This is a genomic window from Humibacillus sp. DSM 29435, from assembly GCF_001758225.1.
GTDB lineage: Bacteria > Actinomycetota > Actinomycetes > Actinomycetales > Dermatophilaceae > DSM-29435.
Window position 1 is genome coordinate 230,869 of record NZ_MAST01000034.1, and the last position, 19,840, is coordinate 250,708.

16 protein-coding genes are annotated in these 19,840 nt (G+C 68.8%); 5 read left to right on the forward strand and 11 right to left on the reverse strand.

The genetic code is table 11. The features are described 5' to 3' along the window. Positions 1 to 11: 11 nt before the first annotated feature. From BA895_RS17355 to BA895_RS17370, 4 genes are read right to left on the reverse strand one after another with little or no spacing between them, the layout of a single operon-like run. Positions 12 to 2,207 carry an alpha-galactosidase gene (locus BA895_RS17355; RefSeq protein ID WP_254666535.1) on the reverse strand — a complete coding sequence of 732 codons (2,196 nt, stop codon included), beginning with the start codon at positions 2,205 to 2,207 and terminating at the stop codon, positions 12 to 14. A gap of 2 nt (positions 2,208 to 2,209) precedes the next feature. Next, a complete protein-coding gene (locus tag BA895_RS17360; protein ID WP_083283482.1) occupies positions 2,210 to 3,136 on the reverse strand; it encodes a carbohydrate ABC transporter permease in 927 nt (308 codons plus the stop codon). Continuing rightward, positions 3,133 to 4,020 (reverse strand): carbohydrate ABC transporter permease, encoded by an 888-nt coding sequence (locus BA895_RS17365; protein ID WP_070193107.1) that lies wholly within the window; start codon positions 4,018 to 4,020, stop codon positions 3,133 to 3,135. Before BA895_RS17365 ends, BA895_RS17360 begins: the two co-directional genes overlap by 4 nt. A 16-nt stretch (positions 4,021 to 4,036) precedes the next feature. Beyond that, positions 4,037 to 5,389: an ABC transporter substrate-binding protein gene (locus BA895_RS17370; protein WP_070193108.1), complete on the reverse strand. Its 1,353-nt coding sequence runs from the start codon at positions 5,387 to 5,389 to the stop codon at positions 4,037 to 4,039. Positions 5,390 to 5,692: 303 nt separating this feature from the next. Here BA895_RS17370 and BA895_RS17375 point away from each other — a divergent pair, with 303 nt between their 5' ends. Genes BA895_RS17375 through BA895_RS17390 form a run of 4 tightly spaced genes read left to right on the forward strand, consistent with a single transcriptional unit; the run spans position 5,693 to position 11,236 of the window. Next, positions 5,693 to 7,681, forward strand: a complete 1,989-nt coding sequence (locus BA895_RS17375) for a beta-galactosidase (protein WP_070193109.1) — start codon at positions 5,693 to 5,695, stop codon at positions 7,679 to 7,681. A 1-nt stretch (position 7,682) separates the two neighbouring features. Continuing rightward, positions 7,683 to 8,459 (forward strand): DeoR/GlpR family DNA-binding transcription regulator, encoded by a 777-nt coding sequence (locus BA895_RS17380; RefSeq protein ID WP_070193110.1) that lies wholly within the window; start codon positions 7,683 to 7,685, stop codon positions 8,457 to 8,459. Positions 8,460 to 8,468: 9 nt separating this feature from the next. Beyond that, on the forward strand, positions 8,469 to 9,779 hold the full coding sequence (locus BA895_RS17385; RefSeq protein ID WP_070193111.1) for an MFS transporter: 1,311 nt from the start codon (positions 8,469 to 8,471) through the stop codon (positions 9,777 to 9,779). Further along, complete coding sequence (locus tag BA895_RS17390) at positions 9,776 to 11,236, forward strand: aminotransferase class V-fold PLP-dependent enzyme (RefSeq protein WP_070193112.1); 1,461 nt, start codon at positions 9,776 to 9,778, stop codon at positions 11,234 to 11,236. Before BA895_RS17385 ends, BA895_RS17390 begins: the two co-directional genes overlap by 4 nt. Before the next feature lie 124 nt (positions 11,237 to 11,360). On the opposite strand, the gene BA895_RS17395 is transcribed toward BA895_RS17390, so the two are convergent. The 4 genes from BA895_RS17395 to BA895_RS17410 all read right to left on the reverse strand — a co-directional run bounded on the left by BA895_RS17395 (position 11,361) and on the right by BA895_RS17410 (position 14,573). Further along, positions 11,361 to 11,981: a superoxide dismutase gene (locus BA895_RS17395; protein ID WP_070193113.1), complete on the reverse strand. Its 621-nt coding sequence runs from the start codon at positions 11,979 to 11,981 to the stop codon at positions 11,361 to 11,363. Between the two features lie 36 nt (positions 11,982 to 12,017). After that, positions 12,018 to 13,307, reverse strand: coding sequence for a cation:proton antiporter (locus BA895_RS17400; protein WP_070193114.1), 1,290 nt, complete (start codon positions 13,305 to 13,307; stop codon positions 12,018 to 12,020). A gap of 3 nt (positions 13,308 to 13,310) precedes the next feature. Beyond that, on the reverse strand, positions 13,311 to 13,829 hold the full coding sequence (locus BA895_RS17405; protein ID WP_070193115.1) for a cation:proton antiporter regulatory subunit: 519 nt from the start codon (positions 13,827 to 13,829) through the stop codon (positions 13,311 to 13,313). Positions 13,830 to 13,949: 120 nt separating this feature from the next. After that, positions 13,950 to 14,573 (reverse strand): TetR/AcrR family transcriptional regulator, encoded by a 624-nt coding sequence (locus tag BA895_RS17410; RefSeq protein WP_070193116.1) that lies wholly within the window; start codon positions 14,571 to 14,573, stop codon positions 13,950 to 13,952. A 110-nt stretch (positions 14,574 to 14,683) separates the two neighbouring features. On the opposite strand from BA895_RS17410, the gene BA895_RS17415 reads away from it, so the two are divergent. Then, positions 14,684 to 15,865: an acyl-CoA dehydrogenase family protein gene (locus BA895_RS17415; protein ID WP_070193117.1), complete on the forward strand. Its 1,182-nt coding sequence runs from the start codon at positions 14,684 to 14,686 to the stop codon at positions 15,863 to 15,865. A gap of 15 nt (positions 15,866 to 15,880) precedes the next feature. Here BA895_RS17415 and BA895_RS17420 read toward each other — a convergent pair whose 3' ends face one another. From BA895_RS17420 to BA895_RS17430, 3 genes are read right to left on the reverse strand one after another with little or no spacing between them, the layout of a single operon-like run. Continuing rightward, complete coding sequence (locus tag BA895_RS17420) at positions 15,881 to 17,086, reverse strand: serine hydrolase (protein WP_139142738.1); 1,206 nt, start codon at positions 17,084 to 17,086, stop codon at positions 15,881 to 15,883. An 8-nt stretch (positions 17,087 to 17,094) separates the two neighbouring features. Beyond that, positions 17,095 to 18,537 carry a biotin carboxylase gene (locus BA895_RS17425; RefSeq protein ID WP_083283483.1) on the reverse strand — a complete coding sequence of 481 codons (1,443 nt, stop codon included), beginning with the start codon at positions 18,535 to 18,537 and terminating at the stop codon, positions 17,095 to 17,097. Between the two features lie 58 nt (positions 18,538 to 18,595). Further along, complete coding sequence (locus BA895_RS17430) at positions 18,596 to 19,828, reverse strand: serine hydrolase (protein ID WP_070193119.1); 1,233 nt, start codon at positions 19,826 to 19,828, stop codon at positions 18,596 to 18,598. Between the last annotated feature and the right edge of the window lie 12 nt (positions 19,829 to 19,840).

Below are 19,840 nucleotides of genomic sequence, written 5' to 3' on the forward strand. Positions count from 1 at the left end.
GGGCTGGCGGGTCAGACGGCTCCGACGGCGAGAACCTCGAGCAGGTAGCCCTGGGCGGGGCCGATCACCGGCACCGGCAGCCCGACCGAGGTCAGCACGGATCCGGGCACGACAAGACCCGACTCCCCAGTTGCCGGCTCCCACCAGGCAGGGGGTGCGGCCTGCACCAGTGCGGGCAGTCCGGCCTCGCGGCGAACGCGCACGACGTAGGTGCGGCTCGGGTCGAGACCGGGCAGCGGCAGCGCCCCCGTGACGGCGTCACGACCGGTGACGAGCCGCACGACGGTGAAGACCGCCCGGCCACCGTCAGGGGCGACGGTGCCGGTCACCTGCACCGTGCCGTCGGGGCTCTCGCTCCGGGCCAGGTCGCCGGTGTGCAGCAGCGAGCGCAGTTCGCGAACCAGGGCCGCCCAGTCGGTGAGGGCCGCCAGCTCGTCGTCGGAGCAGGTGGTGATGTCCCACTCGAGGCCGGCGTGACCCTGCAGGGCCAACAGCATCCGGAAACCCAGGTCGAGCGTGCGATGGGTCGTGTGGGCCGTCGGCGGCCCGATGTGGCTGCCGATCAGCTCGGGCGGCACGAGCAGGCTGGTCCACCGCTGGATCGACGCCCGCTCGAGCGCGTCGTTGCAGTCGCTGGTCCAGATGCGGTCGGTGCGCTCGAGCACGCCGAGGTCGACCCGGGCCCCTCCACTGCTGCACGACTCGATCTCGAGCCCCGGGTGCGCGGCCCGCAGGGCGTCGAGCAGTGCGTAGAAGGCCAGCGTCTGTCGGTGCACCACGGGCGCGTCGACGACCGGGCCGGATGCCGTCGCCGCAGTGTGCACCGCCTCGTGCAGGTCGCGGTTGTGGTCCCACTTGAGGTAGTCGATGCGGTACTGCCCGACCAGCCCGCTGATGCGGTCGAACACCTGCTGCCAGGCGTCGGGGTTGGTCAGGTCGAGCAGCTGCTGGAAGCGCCACTCACGGGGGGCGCCATCGGTCGGGCGCAGCATCCAGTCGGGGTGCTCGCGCACGAGATCGCTGTCGTCGTTGACCATCTCGGGCTCGAACCAGAGCCCGAACTCGAGGCCGAGCCCTTTGACGTGGTCGACGAGCGGGCCCAGGCCCTGCGGCCACACGTCACTCGACACGACCCAGTCGCCGAGGGCGGCGCGGTCGTGGCGACGGCCCCCGAACCACCCGTCGTCGAGCACGAAACGTTCGACGCCGATGTGGGCGGCCTGGTCGGCCAGCGCCTTGAGGTGGTCGAGGTCGGTCTCGAAGTAGACCGCCTCCCAGGTGTTGAGGGTCACCGGTCGAGAACGGCTCGGATGGTTCGGCCGGGCGCGGAGGCTGCGGTGCAGACGACGCGACAGGCCGTCGAGGCCCTCGGTCGAGTGGACGAAGACAACCGTGGGGGCGACGTAGGTCTCACCCGGCTCGAGGCGCACCTCGCCGGGAGCGAGCAGCTCGCCGCCGCCGATCACGGCGTGGTGGCGACCCGCCCCCTCGGGCAGCGCCTCCACCAGGTGCTCGTGGTTGCCGCTCCATGCCGTGTGCACCGCCCACACCTCGCCGGTGCGCCAGCCGAAGCCGCGGGTACCGGCCATCATCAGCAGGGTGGCGTCGTGACCGGTGCGTCCGCGACGCGAGGCGCGCAGATGGGTGCCGTGGTCGAGTCGGCTGCGCTGGGGCGACCGCTCGCGGCACCAGCGACCGGTGAGGTCGAGCACCTCGTCGGCACGCAACGGAAGGGGGAGCACGGAGCGCAGCGCCGCCACGTCGACGGCGACTCCCTCCGAGCGCGCGTTCGTCACGGATGCCGTAACCCGCAGCACACCGTTCGGGTCGAGGTCGTGCCGCAGCACGAGCACCACGCCGTCGGTCGACCGGGCGGTCGAGACGATCGCCTCGTCGATGACCTGGCAGGTCACCTCACCCCACCGCACGGCGCCGGAGCCGCCACCGCGATGGGCGGCATAGCCCGGCGTGCCCGACCAGCCGTCGGCCTCACCGGGCAGCACGGTCAGCGGCCACGGCGCGTCGAGGGCGCTCGGCGGCACCGCCGCCGAGGTGGCGACGAGAAGCGCGTCGTAGGCGGAGGCACCGCCCTCGAGCGCAGGCCCCCAGTGGAGCACCTCGGGTAGACCGACATCCGCCGGCACCACCACGAGAGCGGTGCCGGCGGACTCGATGAAGATCGGCGAACCAGGTTTGATGACAGTCACGCTCAGCCTTTCGTGGCGCCGAGCGTGAGCCCCGCCACAAAGTGTTTCTGGAGCAGGAAGAAGATCACGAGGGTCGGGACGGCGACGATGATCGACCCTGCCGCCACGAGGTTGTTGTCGGTGAAGAACTGGCCCACCAGGTTGTTCAGCGAGCTGGTGACGGGGAACTTGTCACCCTCCTGCAGCAGCACGGTGGCCCAGAAGAACTCGTTGTAGACCCAGGTGACCTGCAGGGTGGCGAGCGCCGCCAACGGCGGGCGACAGAGGGGCAGCGTGAGAGTGAAGAACTGCCGCAGCACACCGGCCCCGTCGATCACCGCTGACTCGTAGATCTCTCGGGGGATGGTCTTCATGTAGTTGCTCAGCACGAAGGCGCAGAAGCCGGTCTGGAAGGCCACGTTGACGAGCACGAGGCCGGCCAGGCTGTTGAGCAGGTGGCCCGAGTCGTTGAGCCACGTCGGAACCTCGATGGCGCGGAACATCCGGTACACCGGGATGAGCAGAGCCTGCGGGGGTAGCAGGTTGGCCGCGAGGAACACCGAGAGCAACGTGAGGTTGAACTTGAACGAGAACCGCGAGACGACGAAGGCGATGCAGCACGAGAGGAACAGGGTGAGCAGCACGGCCGGAACGGTGATGATCGCGGAGTTGACGAAGTGCTTGCCGAAGTCGGCCTGCTGCCAGGCGTTCTTGTAGTTGTCGAGGGTGAAGCCACCCCAGGAGACGTAGCCGTTCTTGGCGGTGTACGCGTAGTCGCGGAAGGAGTTGAGGGCGGCGAGCAGCATCGGGCCGAGCCAGATGAGGGCGACCACGGTGAGGAACAGCGGCAGCAGCCAGCGCCGCCCGCTCTGCGGGCCGCCCTCTCGCGTCTTCGACAGCGGCGCCTGCTGTGCGGTGACCGGATCGGTGTCGGTGGCAGACACAGTCATTCCTCCTTCATGACGATGCGCAGGTAACCGACGACGAGCACGCTCGAGATCGCGAGCATGATCGTGGCCAGGGCCGAGCCGAAACCGATGCGGCTGGCCTCGCCCACGACGTTCTGGGTGACCAGCGTCGAGATCAGTTCGAGACCGTTACGGCCGCGGTTGATCACCCACACGAGGTCGAAGGCACGGAGCGACTCGATGAACGTCACGACGAGCACGATCAGGTTGATGGGGCGCATGACCGGGAAGACCACTTGGAAGAACGTCTGCCGGTCGGTGGCGCCGTCGACCTTGGCCGCCTCGCGAAGCGAAGGGTCGACGCCCTTGAGCCCGGCCAGGTAGAGCAGCATGATGTAGCCGGAGTGTCGCCAGGTGGCGGCCACCAGCACCGCCCACAGGTTGACGCTCGGGTCGCCGTACCAGTCGGTCGTGCCGCCGGTGATGGCGTTGAGCAGCCCCTGGTCTCGCGAGTAGATCAGCTGCCAGATGAAGCCCACGAGGGCGAGGGAGAGCACGACCGGGAGGTAGATGCTCGTCTGGTAGAACCTCGTGCCCCGCACCCCCTTGTCGATGAGTACGGCCAGGAACATCCCGAGGGGGGTCGCGATGAAGAACATCACTGCCAGCCAGATGAGGTTGTGCTGGATGGCCGGCCAGAACGGCGGGTAGATGGTGGCAATATCGACGTAGTTCTTGAAGCCCACCGACTTGATGCCGGAGAGCGGCCCGATGCCGTCCCAGTTCGTGAACGAGAGCAGCACCGAGCCGATCGCCGGCACCCAGACCAGCCAGAGCACCAGGGCGGTCGGCACGACCACCATCAGACCCACGACGACCTTGTCGCGCGTCGACAGCTGGTCGATGCCTTTGTACTTCCGTGCCATGGTGAAGCCCTCCGGGTCAGGAAGCGAAGATGCTCTTCTTCTGGGCCTCGATGCTGTTGGTCAGCCCGTCGATGTCCTTCGGGTTCTTCAGGAAGGTCTGGATGGCGGGAATCATCACGGTCGAGGCGAAGTCGGGGCGGGTGTCGCGGTCCATGAACTGGGCGATCGACTTGGCCGACTTGACGAACTCGGCCGACTTCTTCTGAAGCGAGGTGTACCCCGCCACGTCGGCGCCGTCGTTGGTGGCGATGACGCTCGGGTCGGCCTTGACCACAATGTTCTGTGCGTCGGCCGAACCGAGGTAGGCCAACAGCTTCTTGGCCGCGGCCTCGTTCTTCGGGTTCTTGCTCATCATCCAGCCGTCGATCGGGGCCTCGATAGCATCGGTGCCGACGGCCGGGTCGATCTCGGGGAAGGTGAAGAAGTCGAGGTCCTCCTGCTCGGCGCCCTTCTCGAACTGCTGGGCCACGAACGAGCCGAGAACGTACATGCCCGACTTCTTCTGCTGCAGCGACTGGGCCGCCTCCTGCCAGGTGCGACCGAGGGCGTCGGGCTGGTGGATCGGCAGCAGACCGGCCCAGGTGTCGAAGACCTTCTTGACCTTGGGGTCGGCCCACGACTCCTTGCCCGCCATCAGGCTGATGTGGAAGTCGTAGCCGTTGATGCGCAGGTTGAGCTGGTCGAAGGTGCCCATGGCGGGCCAGCCGTCCTTGTCGCCGAAGGCGATCGGGATGAGGTTGTCCTTCTTCATCTGAGCGCCGAGGGCGTTGAGCTCGTCGAGGGTCTTGGGCACCTCGTAGCCCTTGTCCTTGAAGACGCTCTTACGGTAGAAAACGGCCCACGGGTAGTAGGTGGCGGGCATGAAGTACTGCTTGCCGTCGTCGCCGGTCGACGCCTTCTTCAGGGCGTCGCTCATACCCGTGACGTTGGTCCACACGTCAGAGATGTCACCGGCGAGGTCCTTGTTCGCGAAGAAGCGCATGCGGTAGCCGGAGAACCAGGTGAAGACGTCGTCTGGCGCGCCCTGGAGGTAGTTGTTGATGTTCTCCTGGAAGCTGTTGTGGTCGATCGTGTTGATCTTGACCGTCGTTCCGGAGTTGGCTTTCTGGAAGGCGTCCATCACCGCCTTGATGGCGGCCTTGGGCGGGGCATCCGACTGGTTGGAGCCGGCGCTGACCGTGCCCGAGACCGGGCCGGTGGGCACACCGGTCGAACTGGGGCTGTCGCTGCCGCAGGCGGCGAGACCGCCGGCGCCGAGCAGCGCTCCGAGGCCCACGGCCCCGCGCAGCACCGTGCGACGGTTGACACCGCCGAGGGACGGGGGGATGAGCCGGGCGAGGTACTCGGCCTCGTTCGTCGGACGGGTCATGACGTGTCTCCTTTGACGCGGAACTGGGGCCCTGCCTCGGTCAGGTAGTGCAAAAGTCGAACATTCGCCCCCACAAACCACCAGCAGTGAACAGACTGTGGCAGCCCGAAACGGGCCTGTCAAGGGTGTCGACAGACGCTGTATCAACCTGTGACCTGACCTCAGAGGGCTGAACTGAGCCTGAATCGTGACGGATTCGCGCTCGGGCCGACGTCGGTTCATTCCACCGGACGACCGGGGGCTCCTCGGAAACAATGTTGGAAATTGTTGACATCTGCGAAGGAACGCACCAGCCTGTGTGTCATGCGAGCCTGGCCGACGAAGACCCTGTCCCTCGGTGGCGACTACAACCCCGAGCAGTGGCCCCGTGCCGTCTGGGACGACGACGTCACGCTGATGCAACGAGCCAACATCTCGTTCGTCAGCCTCGGCATCTTCTCGTGGAGCTGGCTCGAGCCCGCCAAGGGGGAGTACGAGTTCGAGTGGCTCGACACGATCATGGACAAGCTGCACGCGGGCGGCATCGCCGTCGACCTGGCGACGGCCACCGCCACCCCTCCCCCGTGGCTCTCCGCTGCCCACCCGGAGATCCTGCCCGTCGACGTGCTCGGGCACACCCTCTGGCCCGGCAGCCGTCAGAGCTGGTGCCCCACCTCACCGGTGTTCCGCGACTACGCGCTCGCGCTCACCCGCCAGCTGGCCGCTCGCTACCACGAGCACCCGGCCCTGGCGATGTGGCACGTCTCCAACGAGTACGCCTGCCACAACCTGCCCTGCTACTGCGACGAGTGCGCGAGACACTTCCGCTCGTGGCTGCGCCGGCGCTACGAGAGCCTCGAGCGGCTCAACGACGCATGGGGCACCGCGTTCTGGAGCCAGCGCTACACCGCCTGGGAGCAGATCCTGCCCACCCGACACTCCACGACGTTCAACAACCCGACCCAGGTGCTCGACTACAAGCGCTTCTCCTCCGACGCGCTGCTCGACTTCATGCGGGCCGAGCGCGCGGTGCTCGACGAGCTGTCGCCCGGCGTGCCGGTCACGACGAACTTCATGACCCTCGACCACTTCCGCCACCTCGACTACAACGCGTGGACCCCCACCGTCGACGTCGTCAGCACCGACCACTACATCGTCGATGCCTTGGAGCACCCCCGCTCCGAGCTCGCCTTCAGCGGCGATGTGACCCGTGCCCTCGCGGGTGGTGCTCCCTGGATGCTGATGGAGCACTCGACCAGCGCCGTCAACTGGCAGCCGACGAACCACGCCAAGGCACCCGGGCAGACCATCCGCGACGCGCTCGCCCACGTGGCCAGAGGCGCCGACGCCATCGCCTGGTTCCAGTGGCGACAGTCGCGGGCCGGCTCCGAGAAGTTCCACAGTGCCGTCGTTCCGCACGCCGGCCCCGAAACCGCCCGGTTCCGTGAGGTCGAGCAGCTCGGCCGCATCGCCGGCCGGCTCGGCGAGCTCGTCGGCAGCCGGGTGGAGGCCCGGGTCGCGATCCTGCACGACTACCAGGCGATCTGGGCCTCGGAGGGCCCGTGCCTGCCGTCGTCCGAGCTCGATGCGCTCGAAGCCGCCCGCACCATCCACCGCCTGCTGCACGACCGCGGGGTGACCGCCGACGTCGTGCACCCGGGGGCTGACCTCTCGAGCTACGCGGTCGTCGTCGTGCCGCAGCTCTACCTCGTCACCGACGAGCACGCCGATGCCGTGTCGGCGGCAGCGAGCGCCGGCGCCCAGGTGCTCGTCACCTACTTCTCCGGGATCAGCGACGAGCACGACCATGTTCGGCTGGGTGGTTACCCCGGCGCCTTCCGTGACCTGCTCGGGGTTCGCGTCGAGGAGTTCTTCCCGCTCGGCCCGGTCGAGACCGTGGCCCTGACCGACGGCACCGGAGGCTGGTGGAGCGAAGACGTGCAGGCGACCGACGCGACCGTGGTGGAGTCGTATGCCGCCGGGCCCCTCGTCGGCCGGCCCGCCATCACCCGGCGGGACGTCGGCACCGGGTCGGCCTGGTACCTCAGCACCCTGCCTGACGACGACCGCCTCGGGCGGCTGCTCGACACGCTCCTCGCCGCCGCCGGCGTCGAGCCGACCGTGGCCGGCCTGCCGGTCGGGGTCGAGGCCACTCGGCGCCGGGGCGACGACGGCTCCTGGCTGTTCCTGCTCAACCACACCGACCTGACGCACAGCCTGGCGGCGTCGGGGCATGACCTCGTGGCCGACACGGCCGTGGCAGGGTCGGTCGAGCTCGCACCCGGTGCGGTCGCCGTGATCAGGGAGACCTGAGGTGCTGGCCAGCCAGCGACGGTCGGTCATTCTCGAGCTGCTCGAGGAGGCGGGCGCGGTCAAGGTGTCCGACCTCGTCGAACGCCTCGGGGTCTCCGACATGACGATCCGCCGCGACATCGACCGGCTCTCGGGTGACGGGCTCGTCGAGCGCGTGCACGGAGGCGCTCTGGCCGTCGACGGTGAACGCAGCAGCGACGAGCCCGGGTTCTCGGCCAAGTCGCTGCTCCAGCGGGTGCAGAAGCAGGCCATCGCCCGGGCCGCTGCCGCACGCGTGGAGCCCGGCAGCGCCATCGGCATCTCGGCCGGCACCACCACCTACGAGCTGGCCAGGGCCGTCGCCGACATTCCCGGGCTCACCGTCGTGACGAACTCGATGCCGGTCGCCCAGCTGCTCCACGAGACCGGAGCCCTCGGTCAGACCGTCGTGCTCACCGGCGGCATCCGTACCCCGTCGGACGCCCTGGTCGGCCCGGTGGCGGTCTCGTCGCTGCGGTCGCTGCACGTCGACATCCTCTTTCTCGGAGCCCACGGCTACGAGGCGCGAGCCGGCCTCACCACCCCGAACCTGGTGGAGAGCGAGACCAACCGGGCGCTCGTGGCGGCAGCACGGCGCGTGTGCGTGCTCGCCGACTCGAGCAAGTGGGGCATCGTCGGGCTCAGTACCTTCGCCGAACTGCGCGACGTGGACGTGTTCGTGACCGACACCGGACTGTCCGAACGCGGCCGCGCCGCGCTCTCCGAGATTGTGGGCACGCTCGAGCTGACCCGCCCGTAGGGTGCGGTCATGAGTGCGACGACGCCGCCGCTCACCCGCGCGATGCGCCGGGGCTACGGCCTGGGGTCGGTGGCGACCGGTGCGTTCGGCACCGTGCCCGGCCTGCTGCTGCTGCCCTACCTCACCGACCGTCTGGGGGTGACGGCCGCCGTCGCCGGGGTCATCGTCTTCGCCCCCAAGGCGTGGGACGTCGTGCTCAACCCGGTCGCCGGTCGCATCAGTGACCGTTCGCAGCATCCCGACGGCCCTCGTCGGCCCTTCCTCATCCGCGCCGGCCTGCTGCTCGCGGTCGCCTTCGCCGTGCTCTTCCTCGGCCCGACCTCGCCACAGTGGGCGGGCGCCGCGTGGGTGGCCGTGGCCTACCTCGCCTGCGCCACGGCCTACGCCTTCTTCCAGGTGCCCTACGTCGCGATGCCGGCTGAGATGACCGACGACTACGACGAACGCACCCGGCTGATGACCTGGCGGGTCGCCATTCTCGCCCTCGCCATCCTCGTCAGCGGCGGGGCGTCCCCGGCCATCCGCGACGCTCTGGGCCTCGACTGGGGCTACCGCGCCGTCGGCCTGTTCGTGGCTTCACTGATCGCCCTCGGAGCCTGGGGCGCCTGGTCGGGAACGCGGGGGGTACCGGTGCGAATGACGACGCCGGTTTCGGTGTCGTTCCGCGAGCAGCTGCGGATCGTGCGCTCTGACAAGCCCTTTCGCCTGTTGCTCACGACCTTCGTGCTCCAGGCCCTGGCGACGGGAGCCATGCTGGCGGGGGTCGACTACGTGTCGCGCTGGATCATCGGCACGAAGATCTCGGCCACCCTGCTGTTCCTGTGTTTCGTCGCCCCCGCCCTGGTGGTCACTCCCCTGTGGCAGCGCTACGGCACCAGCCACGACAAGAAGCGCGGCTACCTGCTGGCCTCGCTGCTCCTCGGCGGCGGCGCACTGCTTCTCGTGCTCTCGCGAACGATGCCGACCTCGTTGCTGTACGGATGCGTGGCCGTCGTCGGGGTCGGCTACGCCGGGGCCCAGATGTTCCCCCTCGCGATGCTGCCCGACGTCGCCGGCCGCGGTGGTGACGCGCAGGCCCGAGCCGGTCTCTACACCGGGGTGTGGACGGCGGGTGAGACTCTCGGGCTCGCTCTCGGGCCCGCCGTGTACGCCGCCGTGCTGACGTTCGGCGGCTACGTGTCGTCGACGGGCGGGATCGTCGCGCAGACCGACGGGGCCGTCACCGCCATCGCCTACGGCTTCTCGCTGGTGCCCGCAGTCCTCGTTGCTCTCTCGCTGCTCGCCCTGCGCGGTTACCCCGCCGGAAAGGACAACCGATGACCCCGCTGTCGAACCACCAGGACCCCATGCGGGTGGAGCAGGTCAGGGCGGCACTCGAGAAGATGCGCGCCCATGACCTGCCCACGCACGGGGGGCGCACGCTGGCGTACGTCTACGACTCGGGCCTCGAGTCGGCCGACGCGGTCGGTCGCGAGGCCCTGGCCTCCTTCTGCTCGACCAACGGGCTCGACCCCACGGCCTTCCCGTCGCTGCTGCAGATGGAGAACGACCTCGTCGCCGTCGCCGGCAACCTCGTCGACGCACCAGACGGGTTCGCCGGCGTCGCCACCTCCGGCGGGACCGAGTCGATCCTGCTCGCCGTGCTGGCGGCCCGGGACTCACAGCCGGCCATCGGTGCCCCGCGGATGGTGCTGCCGACCACGGCCCACGCGGCCTTCCACAAGGCCGCCCACTACCTCGGCGTCGAGGTGGTTCCGGTCGCCGTCGACCCCCAGACCAAACGGGCCCTCCCGGAGGCGATGGCCGCCGCGATCGATGACCGCACCGTGCTCGTTGTCGCGTCCGCCCCCTCCTACGCCCACGGGGTCATCGACCCGGTCAAGCCCATTGCCGCCGCAGCGGCGGCGGCCGGGGTGCGGTGCCACGTCGATGCCTGCATCGGAGGGTGGGTGCTGCCGTACCTGCGAGCCTCCGAACCGCACCAGCTGCCGTGGACCTTCGCCTGCGAGGGGGTCACCAGCATCTCGCTCGACCTCCACAAGTACGCGTACACCCCCAAGGGGGTCTCGATCCTGCTGCACGCCTCCGCGGAGCTGCGTCGTACCCACCTCTTCGCGTCAGCCGCGTGGCCCGGTTACACGATGCTCAACACGACCACCCAGTCGACCAAGTCGGGAGGCCCCCTTGCCGCGGCCTGGGCCGTCGTGCACCACATCGGCGCAGAGCGTTACGCCGAGCTCGCCCGGACGGCACGCACAGCCACTATCGAACTCGCTACGGCGGTGAGCGACATCCCAGGGCTTTCCCTTGCCGCACAACCGGATTCCACGCTGCTGTCGCTCATGACGGATGACTCCTGCGACGTCTTCACCATCTCCGACGAGATGCTCACCCGCGGCTGGTTCGTGCAGCCGCAGATGCGGTTCGCCGACCTGCCCGCCACGTTGCATCTGACCTTCAGCGCGGCCACCGCTCGCTCCTCCGGCCAGATCGCACGCGATCTGGCCGCCTCCACCACCGCAGCCCGAACGGCCGGCCCGGTCACCGTGCCGGTCGAGCTGGTCTCAGCCGCGGGGGGCATCGACCCGTCGAGTCTGGACGAGCCCACCTTCGACGGGCTCCTGGCCCTGGCCGGCCTGGCCGGCGAAGGGGGACAGCTCGCCCTTCCGGACCGAATGGCACCGGTGAACGCCCTGCTCGATGCCCTCCCCCCAGCCCTGCGCGAGGCCCTTCTCATCGGCTTCATCGACCGCCTGACGCGGCCCAGCACTACCTGACCGGTCGCGGTCGCGCCTCAGTCTGAGGAGGCTCCGTGCACATCAAGGCCGTAAGCCTGACCAAGGCAAGCACGACTGAGGGCGGGCACCGACTCGGCGCCCGCCCTCTGACGTACCTACCTACTCACGCGGGGAGGATGAGGCCCGTCGTGGCCTTGGCCCGCTCGAGGCGAGCAGAGACGTCCTGCCAGTTGACCAGGTTCCACCACGCCTTGACGTAATCGCCCTTCACGTTCTCGTACTGCAGGTAGAAGGCGTGCTCCCACATGTCGAGCTGGAGCAGCGGGATCTGGCCCACCGGGATGTTTCCCTGCTGGTCGAACAGCTGCATGATGTGCGGCCGTGCGCCGATGGTGTCCCACGCGAGGATCGACCAGCCCGAGCCCTGGATCGCGTTGGCGTTGGCGTTGAAGTGGGCCTGGAACTTCGCGAAACCGCCGAAGTACTCGGTGATCGCCGCGGCGACCTCACCCTCGGGCTCACCGCCGCCGTCGGGGCTCATGTTCTGCCAGAAGACGGAGTGGTTGGTGTGACCACCCAGGTGGAAGGCGAGGTTCTTCTCCACCCCGTTAAGCGCCGCGTAGTCACCTGAGTCGCGCAGCTCCTCGAGCTTGGTGACGGCGGCGTTGGCGCCGTCAACGTAGGCCTTGTGGTGCTTGCTGTGATGCAGCTCCATGATGCGAGCGCTGATGTGCGGCTCGAGAGCTGCGTAGTCGTAGGGAAGTTCGGGCAGCGTGTAGGCCACGTGGCATTCCTTTCATCGGGAGTCGTCCGGCTTCTGTCACTCTATGCCGGTGGGTCGCCGGTGCGGCAAGGTGTCCCGGACGTCGCCTGATCCGGGCTTCCTCTGTCGCCGTCTGCCGACCTGCTTGTGACCTACCCGAGAACTGCGATCCGGCAACCCTGGGGCCGTTCGAGCAGGAGGGCGGATACGGTCGGCGATGGCGTCGCTGTAGCGGGCGAGCACGGGACCCGAGACGGCCAGCACGAGAACGTAGGCAGTGGCAAGGGGTTTGACACTGTCGTGCCCCGCCGCGGCGGCCAGACCGGCGATGACGATGGAGAACTCACCTCGAGCAATGAGGGCGGTTCCGGCGCGCAGGCGGCCCTTGAACGCCGCCCCGTCACGACCGGCCGCGTACCAGCCCGTGGCCACCTTGGTCGACGCGGTCACCACCGCCAGGGCCAGGGCCACCGGCAGCATCGGCACCACCTCGTGCACGTCGGCCGTCAGGCCGAAGCCGATGAAGAAGACCGCGGCGAAGAGGTCCCGCAACGGCTCGAGCAGGCCACGGGCCCGCTCAGCGACCTCCGTGGGCACCGCGATCCCCACGAGAAAAGCCCCCACCGCGGCACTGGCGCCGAGCCCCTCGGTGATGCCCGCAACAAGCAGGGTCAGCCCCAGGAGCAGGAAGAGCGACTCCTCATCCGATCGGGCGGCGAGCAGCTTCTCGATGCGTGACCCGGCGCGGCTCGCGGCCAGCAGGGCCAGCCCAACGGCCCCGACAGCGAGCGCGACGCCCGCCAGGGCCTGGAGCGGTCCACCGCCGGCGAGCATCACGATGAGGATCGGGAGGAACAGCGCCATGGCGATGTCTTCCAGCACGAGCACCGATAGCACCGACGGTGTCTCGCGGTTGCCGAGGCGGCCGAAGTCGGAGAGCAGCCGGGCGATCATCCCCGACGACGAGACCCAGGTGACTCCGCCGAGCGACAGTGCTGCCACGACCGGCAGACCGAGGAGCAGCCCCGCGGCGAGCCCCGGGGCGAAGTTGAGCACGAGGTCGACCACGCCTGAGGTTCGGTGCCGTCGAAGGCTCTGCACCAGCTCGTCCGCCGTGAACTCGAGGCCCAGCAGCAGGAGCAGCAGCAGCACGCCGATCTGCGAACCGACCTCGATGAAGGAGGCCGACTCGCGCACCGGGGCCAGCCCGCCCGTGCCGAAGGCGAGGCCGGCGAGCAGGAAGAGCGGGATCGGCGACAGCCCGAACCGGCGACCGAGCCAGCTGAGCACCGACAGGCCACTGACGATAAGCCCCAGCTCGACGAACAGCAGCGCGAGGTCGTTCATGGCTCAGGTGAGCCCGCCCATGGCCTGCACGGTCGGGGTCCACCCGCGCTCGACCAGCGCAGCGAGCTGCTCGAGGCCACTGCCGGCCCCGATGGCCACGAGGATGTCCCCCGCGTGGAGCGCGTGCTCGGGGCCGGGAGCAGGCACGACGTCGTCGCCTCGCACGATCGCCACGACCGAGCAGCTCGTGCGGGTGCGCGCCCGGGTGTCGCCAAGGGTGCGGCCGTCGTAGGGGCTCCCCGGGGCGATGGCGAGGCGGGCCGACTCGAGGCCGGGAACCTCCCGAGAGAGGTCTGCGAAGCGTTGGGTGACCCGTGCGGCGCCGAGCAGGTCTGCCAGAGCGCGGGCCTCGTCGGCTCGCAGGTCGATCTGGTCGGTGACGACGTCGGGGTCATCGAGGCGGTAACCGCCCAGCTGTGCGTTTCCGTCACGGTGAGCCACGACCACCAGCACCCGGCCCGAGCGCGTGCGCATCTCGTAGCGGATGCCGACGCCGGGCAGCAGGGTCTCCTCGATCTCCATGCGCCGATCCTGCCACCTCGGCGTCGTCGGCCGGGAGCACCTGCGGTCGCCAGAGGAAACGCTCCAACGAGCCATCGCGGCCGCTCAGCACCTGCTCCTCCCCGTCGACCGCGGGGTTCTTCACTCGGTCTGGCCGGGCCCTGGCTCCAGTCCGCGGATGAGCGAGGTGAGTCCCAGCTCGAAGCTGTCGTGGTCGATGCGGTTGGCCTCGTGGCGCAGGCGGTGGGCCTGGCTCAGGTGGGGGTAGCGGTCGAGGTAGACCTGCACGTCGTCGGCGAACCCGGAGCCGAAGGGTGTCGAGGCGGCGCCGATGACGAGGTACTTCACCGCACCGGAGATCTCGGTCGCTCTCCTGGCGGGCCAGCCGGCGCCGACGAGTCCCCCGTGCACCGAGTTGGCCATCTCGAGAAACTGCTCCCGCCGTTGGGTTCCCGAGGCGATCACCGGGGCACAGTTCGGGTGTGCGACGAGCACCGAGTGGTACGACCGGGCCCAGATGAGCAGACCATCGCGCCAGCCGCGCGCGAAACCACTGGTGTCCACCTCCCGTACGACCCGGTTGGCCACGGCGTCGAGCACCTCGTCCTTGGTCGCGTAGTGGCTGTACAGCGACGAGGGCTGTACGCCCAAGGTGTCAGCCAGGCGGCGCATCGACAGTGCAGCCAGGCCCTGTGCGTCGATCAGAGTCAAAGCCGCATCCCGGATGCGGTCCGGGCTCAGCAGCGGTGTTCGTGGTCTGGCCATGGCTCCCCTCCCTCTCTCTGGCCTCGCGCCTGCCGGTGCGAGATCTTGCGAACCGAATGCTGTTCGGTTAATATCCGAACAGCATTCGTCAACGATAGAGGAGTCCAGTCATGGCCCGCCCCACCCCGCCCCTCTCGCCGCTTCACCTGTTCGACACCGACAGCCTGATCGGTGAGGACGACCGGAGCATCCGCGACACGGTGCGCCGGTTCGTCGACGACCGGATCCGCCCCGAGGTGGCGCAGTGGTACGAGTCGGGGTCGCTACCGGCGCGCGACCTCGCCCAGGAGCTCGGCCGGCTCGGGGTGCTGGGGATGCACCTGGAGGGTTATGGCTGCGCCGGGATGAGCGCGACGGCCTACGGGCTGGCCTGCCTGGAGCTCGAGGCCGGCGACTCCGGCGTGCGCTCGCTCGTGTCGGTGCAGGGCTCGTTGGCGATGTTCGCAATCTGGAAGCACGGCTCGGAGGAGCAGAAGCAGGAGTGGCTGCCGCGAATGGCGGCCGGCGAGGCCATCGGCTGCTTCGGCCTGACCGAGCCCGACTTCGGGTCGAACCCCGCCGGCATGCGCACCCGTGCCCGCCGCGACGGAGACGACTGGATCCTGACGGGCAACAAGATGTGGATCACGAACGGTTCCATCGCCGACGTCGCGATCGTCTGGGCCCAGACCGACGACCGCATCCGCGGATTCGTCGTGCCCACCGACACCCCCGGCTTCTCCGCCCCCGAGATCACGCGGAAGCTGTCGCTACGAGCATCGGTGACCAGCGAGCTCGTGATGGACGAGGTGCGCCTTCCCGGGTCGGCGATGCTGCCTGAGGCGGCCGGCCTTTCCGGGCCTCTGTCGTGTCTGAACGAGGCCCGCTTCGGCATCATCTTCGGCGCCCTCGGCGCCGCCCGCGACTGCCTCGAAACCGCAGTCGCGTACGCCCGGGAGCGCATGATCTTCGACCGTCCACTGGCGTCCTACCAGCTCACCCAGGCCAAGCTCGCCGACATGACCCTCGAGCTGGGCAAGGGCATGCTCCTGGCGCTGCACCTGGGCCGGCTCGAGGACGAGGGAGGGATCGCGCCGGCACAGGTCAGCCTCGGCAAGCTCAACAACGTGCGCGAGGCCATCGCCATCGCCCGTGAGTGCCGCACCATCCTGGGCGCGGCGGGAATCACCACCGAGTACCCCGTGATGCGCCACGCCAACAACCTCGAGTCGGTACTGACCTACGAGGGAACCTCCGAGGTGCACCAGCTCGTGATCGGCCAGGCTCTTACCGGTGAAGCCGCCTTCCGCTGACTCGGCACGGCGCCCTCAGGCCGGATGAGCGTCGGCCCGGTCACCGCCCGAGAGATGCGCGCCGACCTGCCCGACTGCCCGTAGCGTGTCGACGAGGTGACCGAGATTCTGCGGGTCGGGCCACGACGACAGCTTGACCGCCACCGTGCGAGTCGATCGACTGACGTGGATCATCTGGCCGTGAATTCCCAGACAGACGAGGTTGTCGCCGGTCACGCCCGGGATGAACCAGAACTGGTTGCGATACCACCCACCGGGAAGCACCGCCTCATCCGGCGACGCCGCGAAGGCCGCGCGCACGGCACTGCCGGGCTGGTAGGACTGCTCGATCCAGGCCGCGGGAACGACCTGCCTGCCATCGACCATGCCGTCATCGAGCAGCATCTGACCGAAGCGTGCCAGATCACGAGCCGTCGCCGAGACACCGCCGTCATGGATGGCGTTGCCGACCCAGTCCACCGTGACTGCGGCATCCGACTCGGCGCCCATCGGCGCCCAGATCTGCTCTGAGATGAGCTCGGCCATCGGTGCGCCCGCAACCCGTTCGCAGACCCAACCCAGCAGATCCGTATCGGCCGAGCGGTAGGTGAAGCGGCCATCGTGGGGGCCGTCCCGCCCGAGGGTCGCAAGATAGGCGTAGGCGCCAACCGGGTCGCCCGGCTCGAGCGGGCGCCAGCCCATGGATCGTTCCATCACACGGACCTCCGCATCGGGGTCGGTGTAGGTCTCACGAAAGGCCACACCGGTGCGCATGTCCAGAACGTTGCGAACCGTGGCTCCGTCGTACCCCGAGCCCGCAACCTCGGGAACGTAGCGCGTCACCTCGGCTTCCGGGTCCAGGTGGCCGGCCTCCACCAGTCCGGCCGCGACGCAGCCCACGATGGACTTCGACACCGACATCACCAGATGCCGGGTGCCGGTGGTCATCTCCCCCAGGTAGCGCTCTTCGACCACTCGACCCTCGTGCAGCACGAGGAACGCGTCGGTGTGAGTCTGAGCCACGACCTCATCCAGGGTTCCGCTCGACCCGTCGAGCCGAGTGAGCCGCAGCTCCCCGATCGGGTGCGGGTTCTCGGGCAGCGGTCGGGGCGTGGCCGACCCGGCGGCGATGACCTGGCTCGGCATCACCTCGTCCATGTGCTGGAAGGCCCATCTGACCTGGTCGGGCTCCTGCCAGTTGGTCAGGTCGGCCGGTGCATGCGTGGATTCGTTCTCGTGCACAGGCACTCCTATTTCACGTAGGCGATGGGCAACGGGGCAGTGACGTCAGGCACCGGCTCCGTGCGGTACATCCCCGCGATACCCGCGATGTACTGCCGGCAACGGTCGGTCAGCTCGCCACCACGCTGCATCCGGCCCTTGGTCACCAGTACCCCCAGGTCGGCGCCGTGGAACCGGTAGTCTCCCGGGCCGTAGACCCGCAGGAAGAACGCCTCGTCAGCATCGGTCACGTCATGCCAGTCGTTCGTCACATGGCTGAACACCATCGCGCCGTCCTTCTGCAACCGGTACGTACCCGTGCGGGGGGCCGCCAGGATGCGCTCGACCGCGTCGGCCGGCTCCTTCATGATGAGCTGGGCCCAGACGTCGACTGCGGCCAGCTCGCGCCAGCGTTCGTTGATCTCCTCGACGTCGATCGTGTAGTCGACGTCCATGAACTCCAGCAGATGGAAGAGGAACAACGGGGCGTCGGCGTACGCACCGGCCGTGACGTTGGTCATCGACGAGGCGCCTGAGATACGCGGGTTGACCTCGCCGAGGTAGACCTGGTCGGTGTCGGTGTCGATCAGAACGTCGACCTCGAGGAAGCCCTTGTAGCCCTCCTGGGCCAGCCGGTCGCCCATGCGTTGCACGTAGCCGATGGCGCTCGCTCGTTGGGAGCTGCTCAAGGCCTCGGGAAACAGGTCGTTGCCGCACCAGCCGCCCTGGTAGGGGGTCAGCTCGGGGTAGCCCGTGAGGTCGGTCATGAACGGGCCCACGATGGTGCCGTGCGTGGTGATGCAGGCCTCGACGGCCGCCGCCAGGTGGTTGATCCGCTTCATCACCTTGAGCTCCTGGCCCACGATGTCGTCGCGATACTCGTCCCAGTCCGTCTCCGACGTGATGAAGAAGGTGGTCTTGCCCGAGTCGCCATAGGGAGTCTGCACCACGAGGTCAGACCCGAGGGCGGCTTCGGACGCCAGCGTCTCCAGCTCGGCCCAGGTGTCGGCCCGGCCCAGCACGTTGGGCACCGAGGGGGCGCCGGCCTCGTTGCCGAGCCGGGTCGTGACGATCTTGGAGTCGAGACTGCGGCGCAAGGAGTCGGGGGGCAGAATCAGGGTGTAGCCCAGCTCCCGGCAGATCTCCTCGGTCTCCTCGTCGAAGAAGACCATGGCGACCATGGGGGTTCCGCCCCGGTTCTTCAGGTAGCCCTGCACCTCTGGGTCTCGCAGCAGGTAGTTGACGATCTGCTCGCTGGACTCGAAGGCGATCTCCGGCCGGTTGGTCGGGGCGAACACCCGCGGATGGGCACCGTCCCACGAGTCGTAGTAGGCGACATAGTGGAAGTTGCGCACCCAGCGGTCGATGCCGAGCAGGTTGAACGCCGTCGGGCCGAAGAAGTAGATCGGCTGTTCGTTGGTACGGAAGAACGTTCGGATCTCCGAGATGTTGTCCAGGCGACGTCTACTCATGATGCACTCCTTTGTGCGGGCAGCTCCGTGGGACCAGCGCCGGTTGGCCACATCCTATTCACAGGCCCGTGACGACACCCGGCAGCCGTTGACGCACCCCCCGGGAGGTGACGTTCGAGAGCGCGCCACCGACGGCGTCGAAGGCTTTCACGGTGTCCTGGAGGAAGGCGGGGTTACCAACCGTGGGCCAGCTGGACAGCTTGACGCAGACGGTCCGCGTCCGGCGGTTGACGTGCACCATCTGCCCGTACACGCCGAGACAGACCAGCACATCCCCGTACGGCCCGGGCCGCAACCAGAACTGGTTGCGGAACCAGCCACCGGGGAACATCAGCTCGGCGGGCGAGCGGGCGAACGCGTCCCGGATGTCGGCATCGACGGCCCAGGCCTGGCGCAGCCACCGCGCCGGCACCACGATCTCCCGACCGCCGTCGCTGCCCGGCACCGTGCCGCCGTCGAGCAACATCTGGCCGAACCGAGCCACGTCCCGGGCCGTCGCACTGAGGCCGCCGTCGTGCATCGGAGCGCCCGCGCCGTCGCAGCTGAGAAAGGCGTCGTGCTCCGCGCCCATCGGAGCCCAGACCTGCAGGCTCAGCAGGTCGGCCATCGATCGTCCGGAGGCGCGCTCACAGACCCAGCCCAGCACGTCGGTCTCCGCGGAACGGTAGCGAAAGAGACCTCCGTGCGCCGAGTCTGCCTCCAGCGTCAGCAGGTACGGGTAGAGGCCGCCTCGGTCGCCATCGTCTCCGCGCTGGCTGGCGGCCACCCAGCGACCCAGCTCGCTTGCCTCCGAGGTGGGGTCGTCGTACTCCTCTCGGAAGTGGATGCCGCTGCGCATGTCGAGCACATCGCGCACGCTGGCCCCGGCGTAGCCCGAGTCGGCGAGCTCGGGAACGTAGTCCGTCACGAACCGAGCCGGGTCGAGCTCCTCCCGCTCGATGAGGATCGCCGCCACACACCCCACCAGGGGCTTGGTCACAGACATCAGCGCGTGGGTGAGATCCGGGTGGCCGTGATCGGCATACTCCTCGAACACCACGGTGCCGTCGTGAAGCACCACGCAGGCGTCGGTGTACGAGTCAGCGAGCACCGAGGAGAGCGGCGCCGAGGTTCCGTCGACACGGTCGACGGCCACGGCCCGCACATCGACGCCGGACGAGGCGGCCGACAGCGGCCTGGCCGTCTCAGCGGAGCGCACCACCAGTGTGGGCATCAGGTCGGACATACGCCAGAAGGCCCCTTGGTTGTGCGGGGCGCTGCGACCGTCCGGGCGGTCATCGCTGTCAGCCATCCTGCTGGCCCC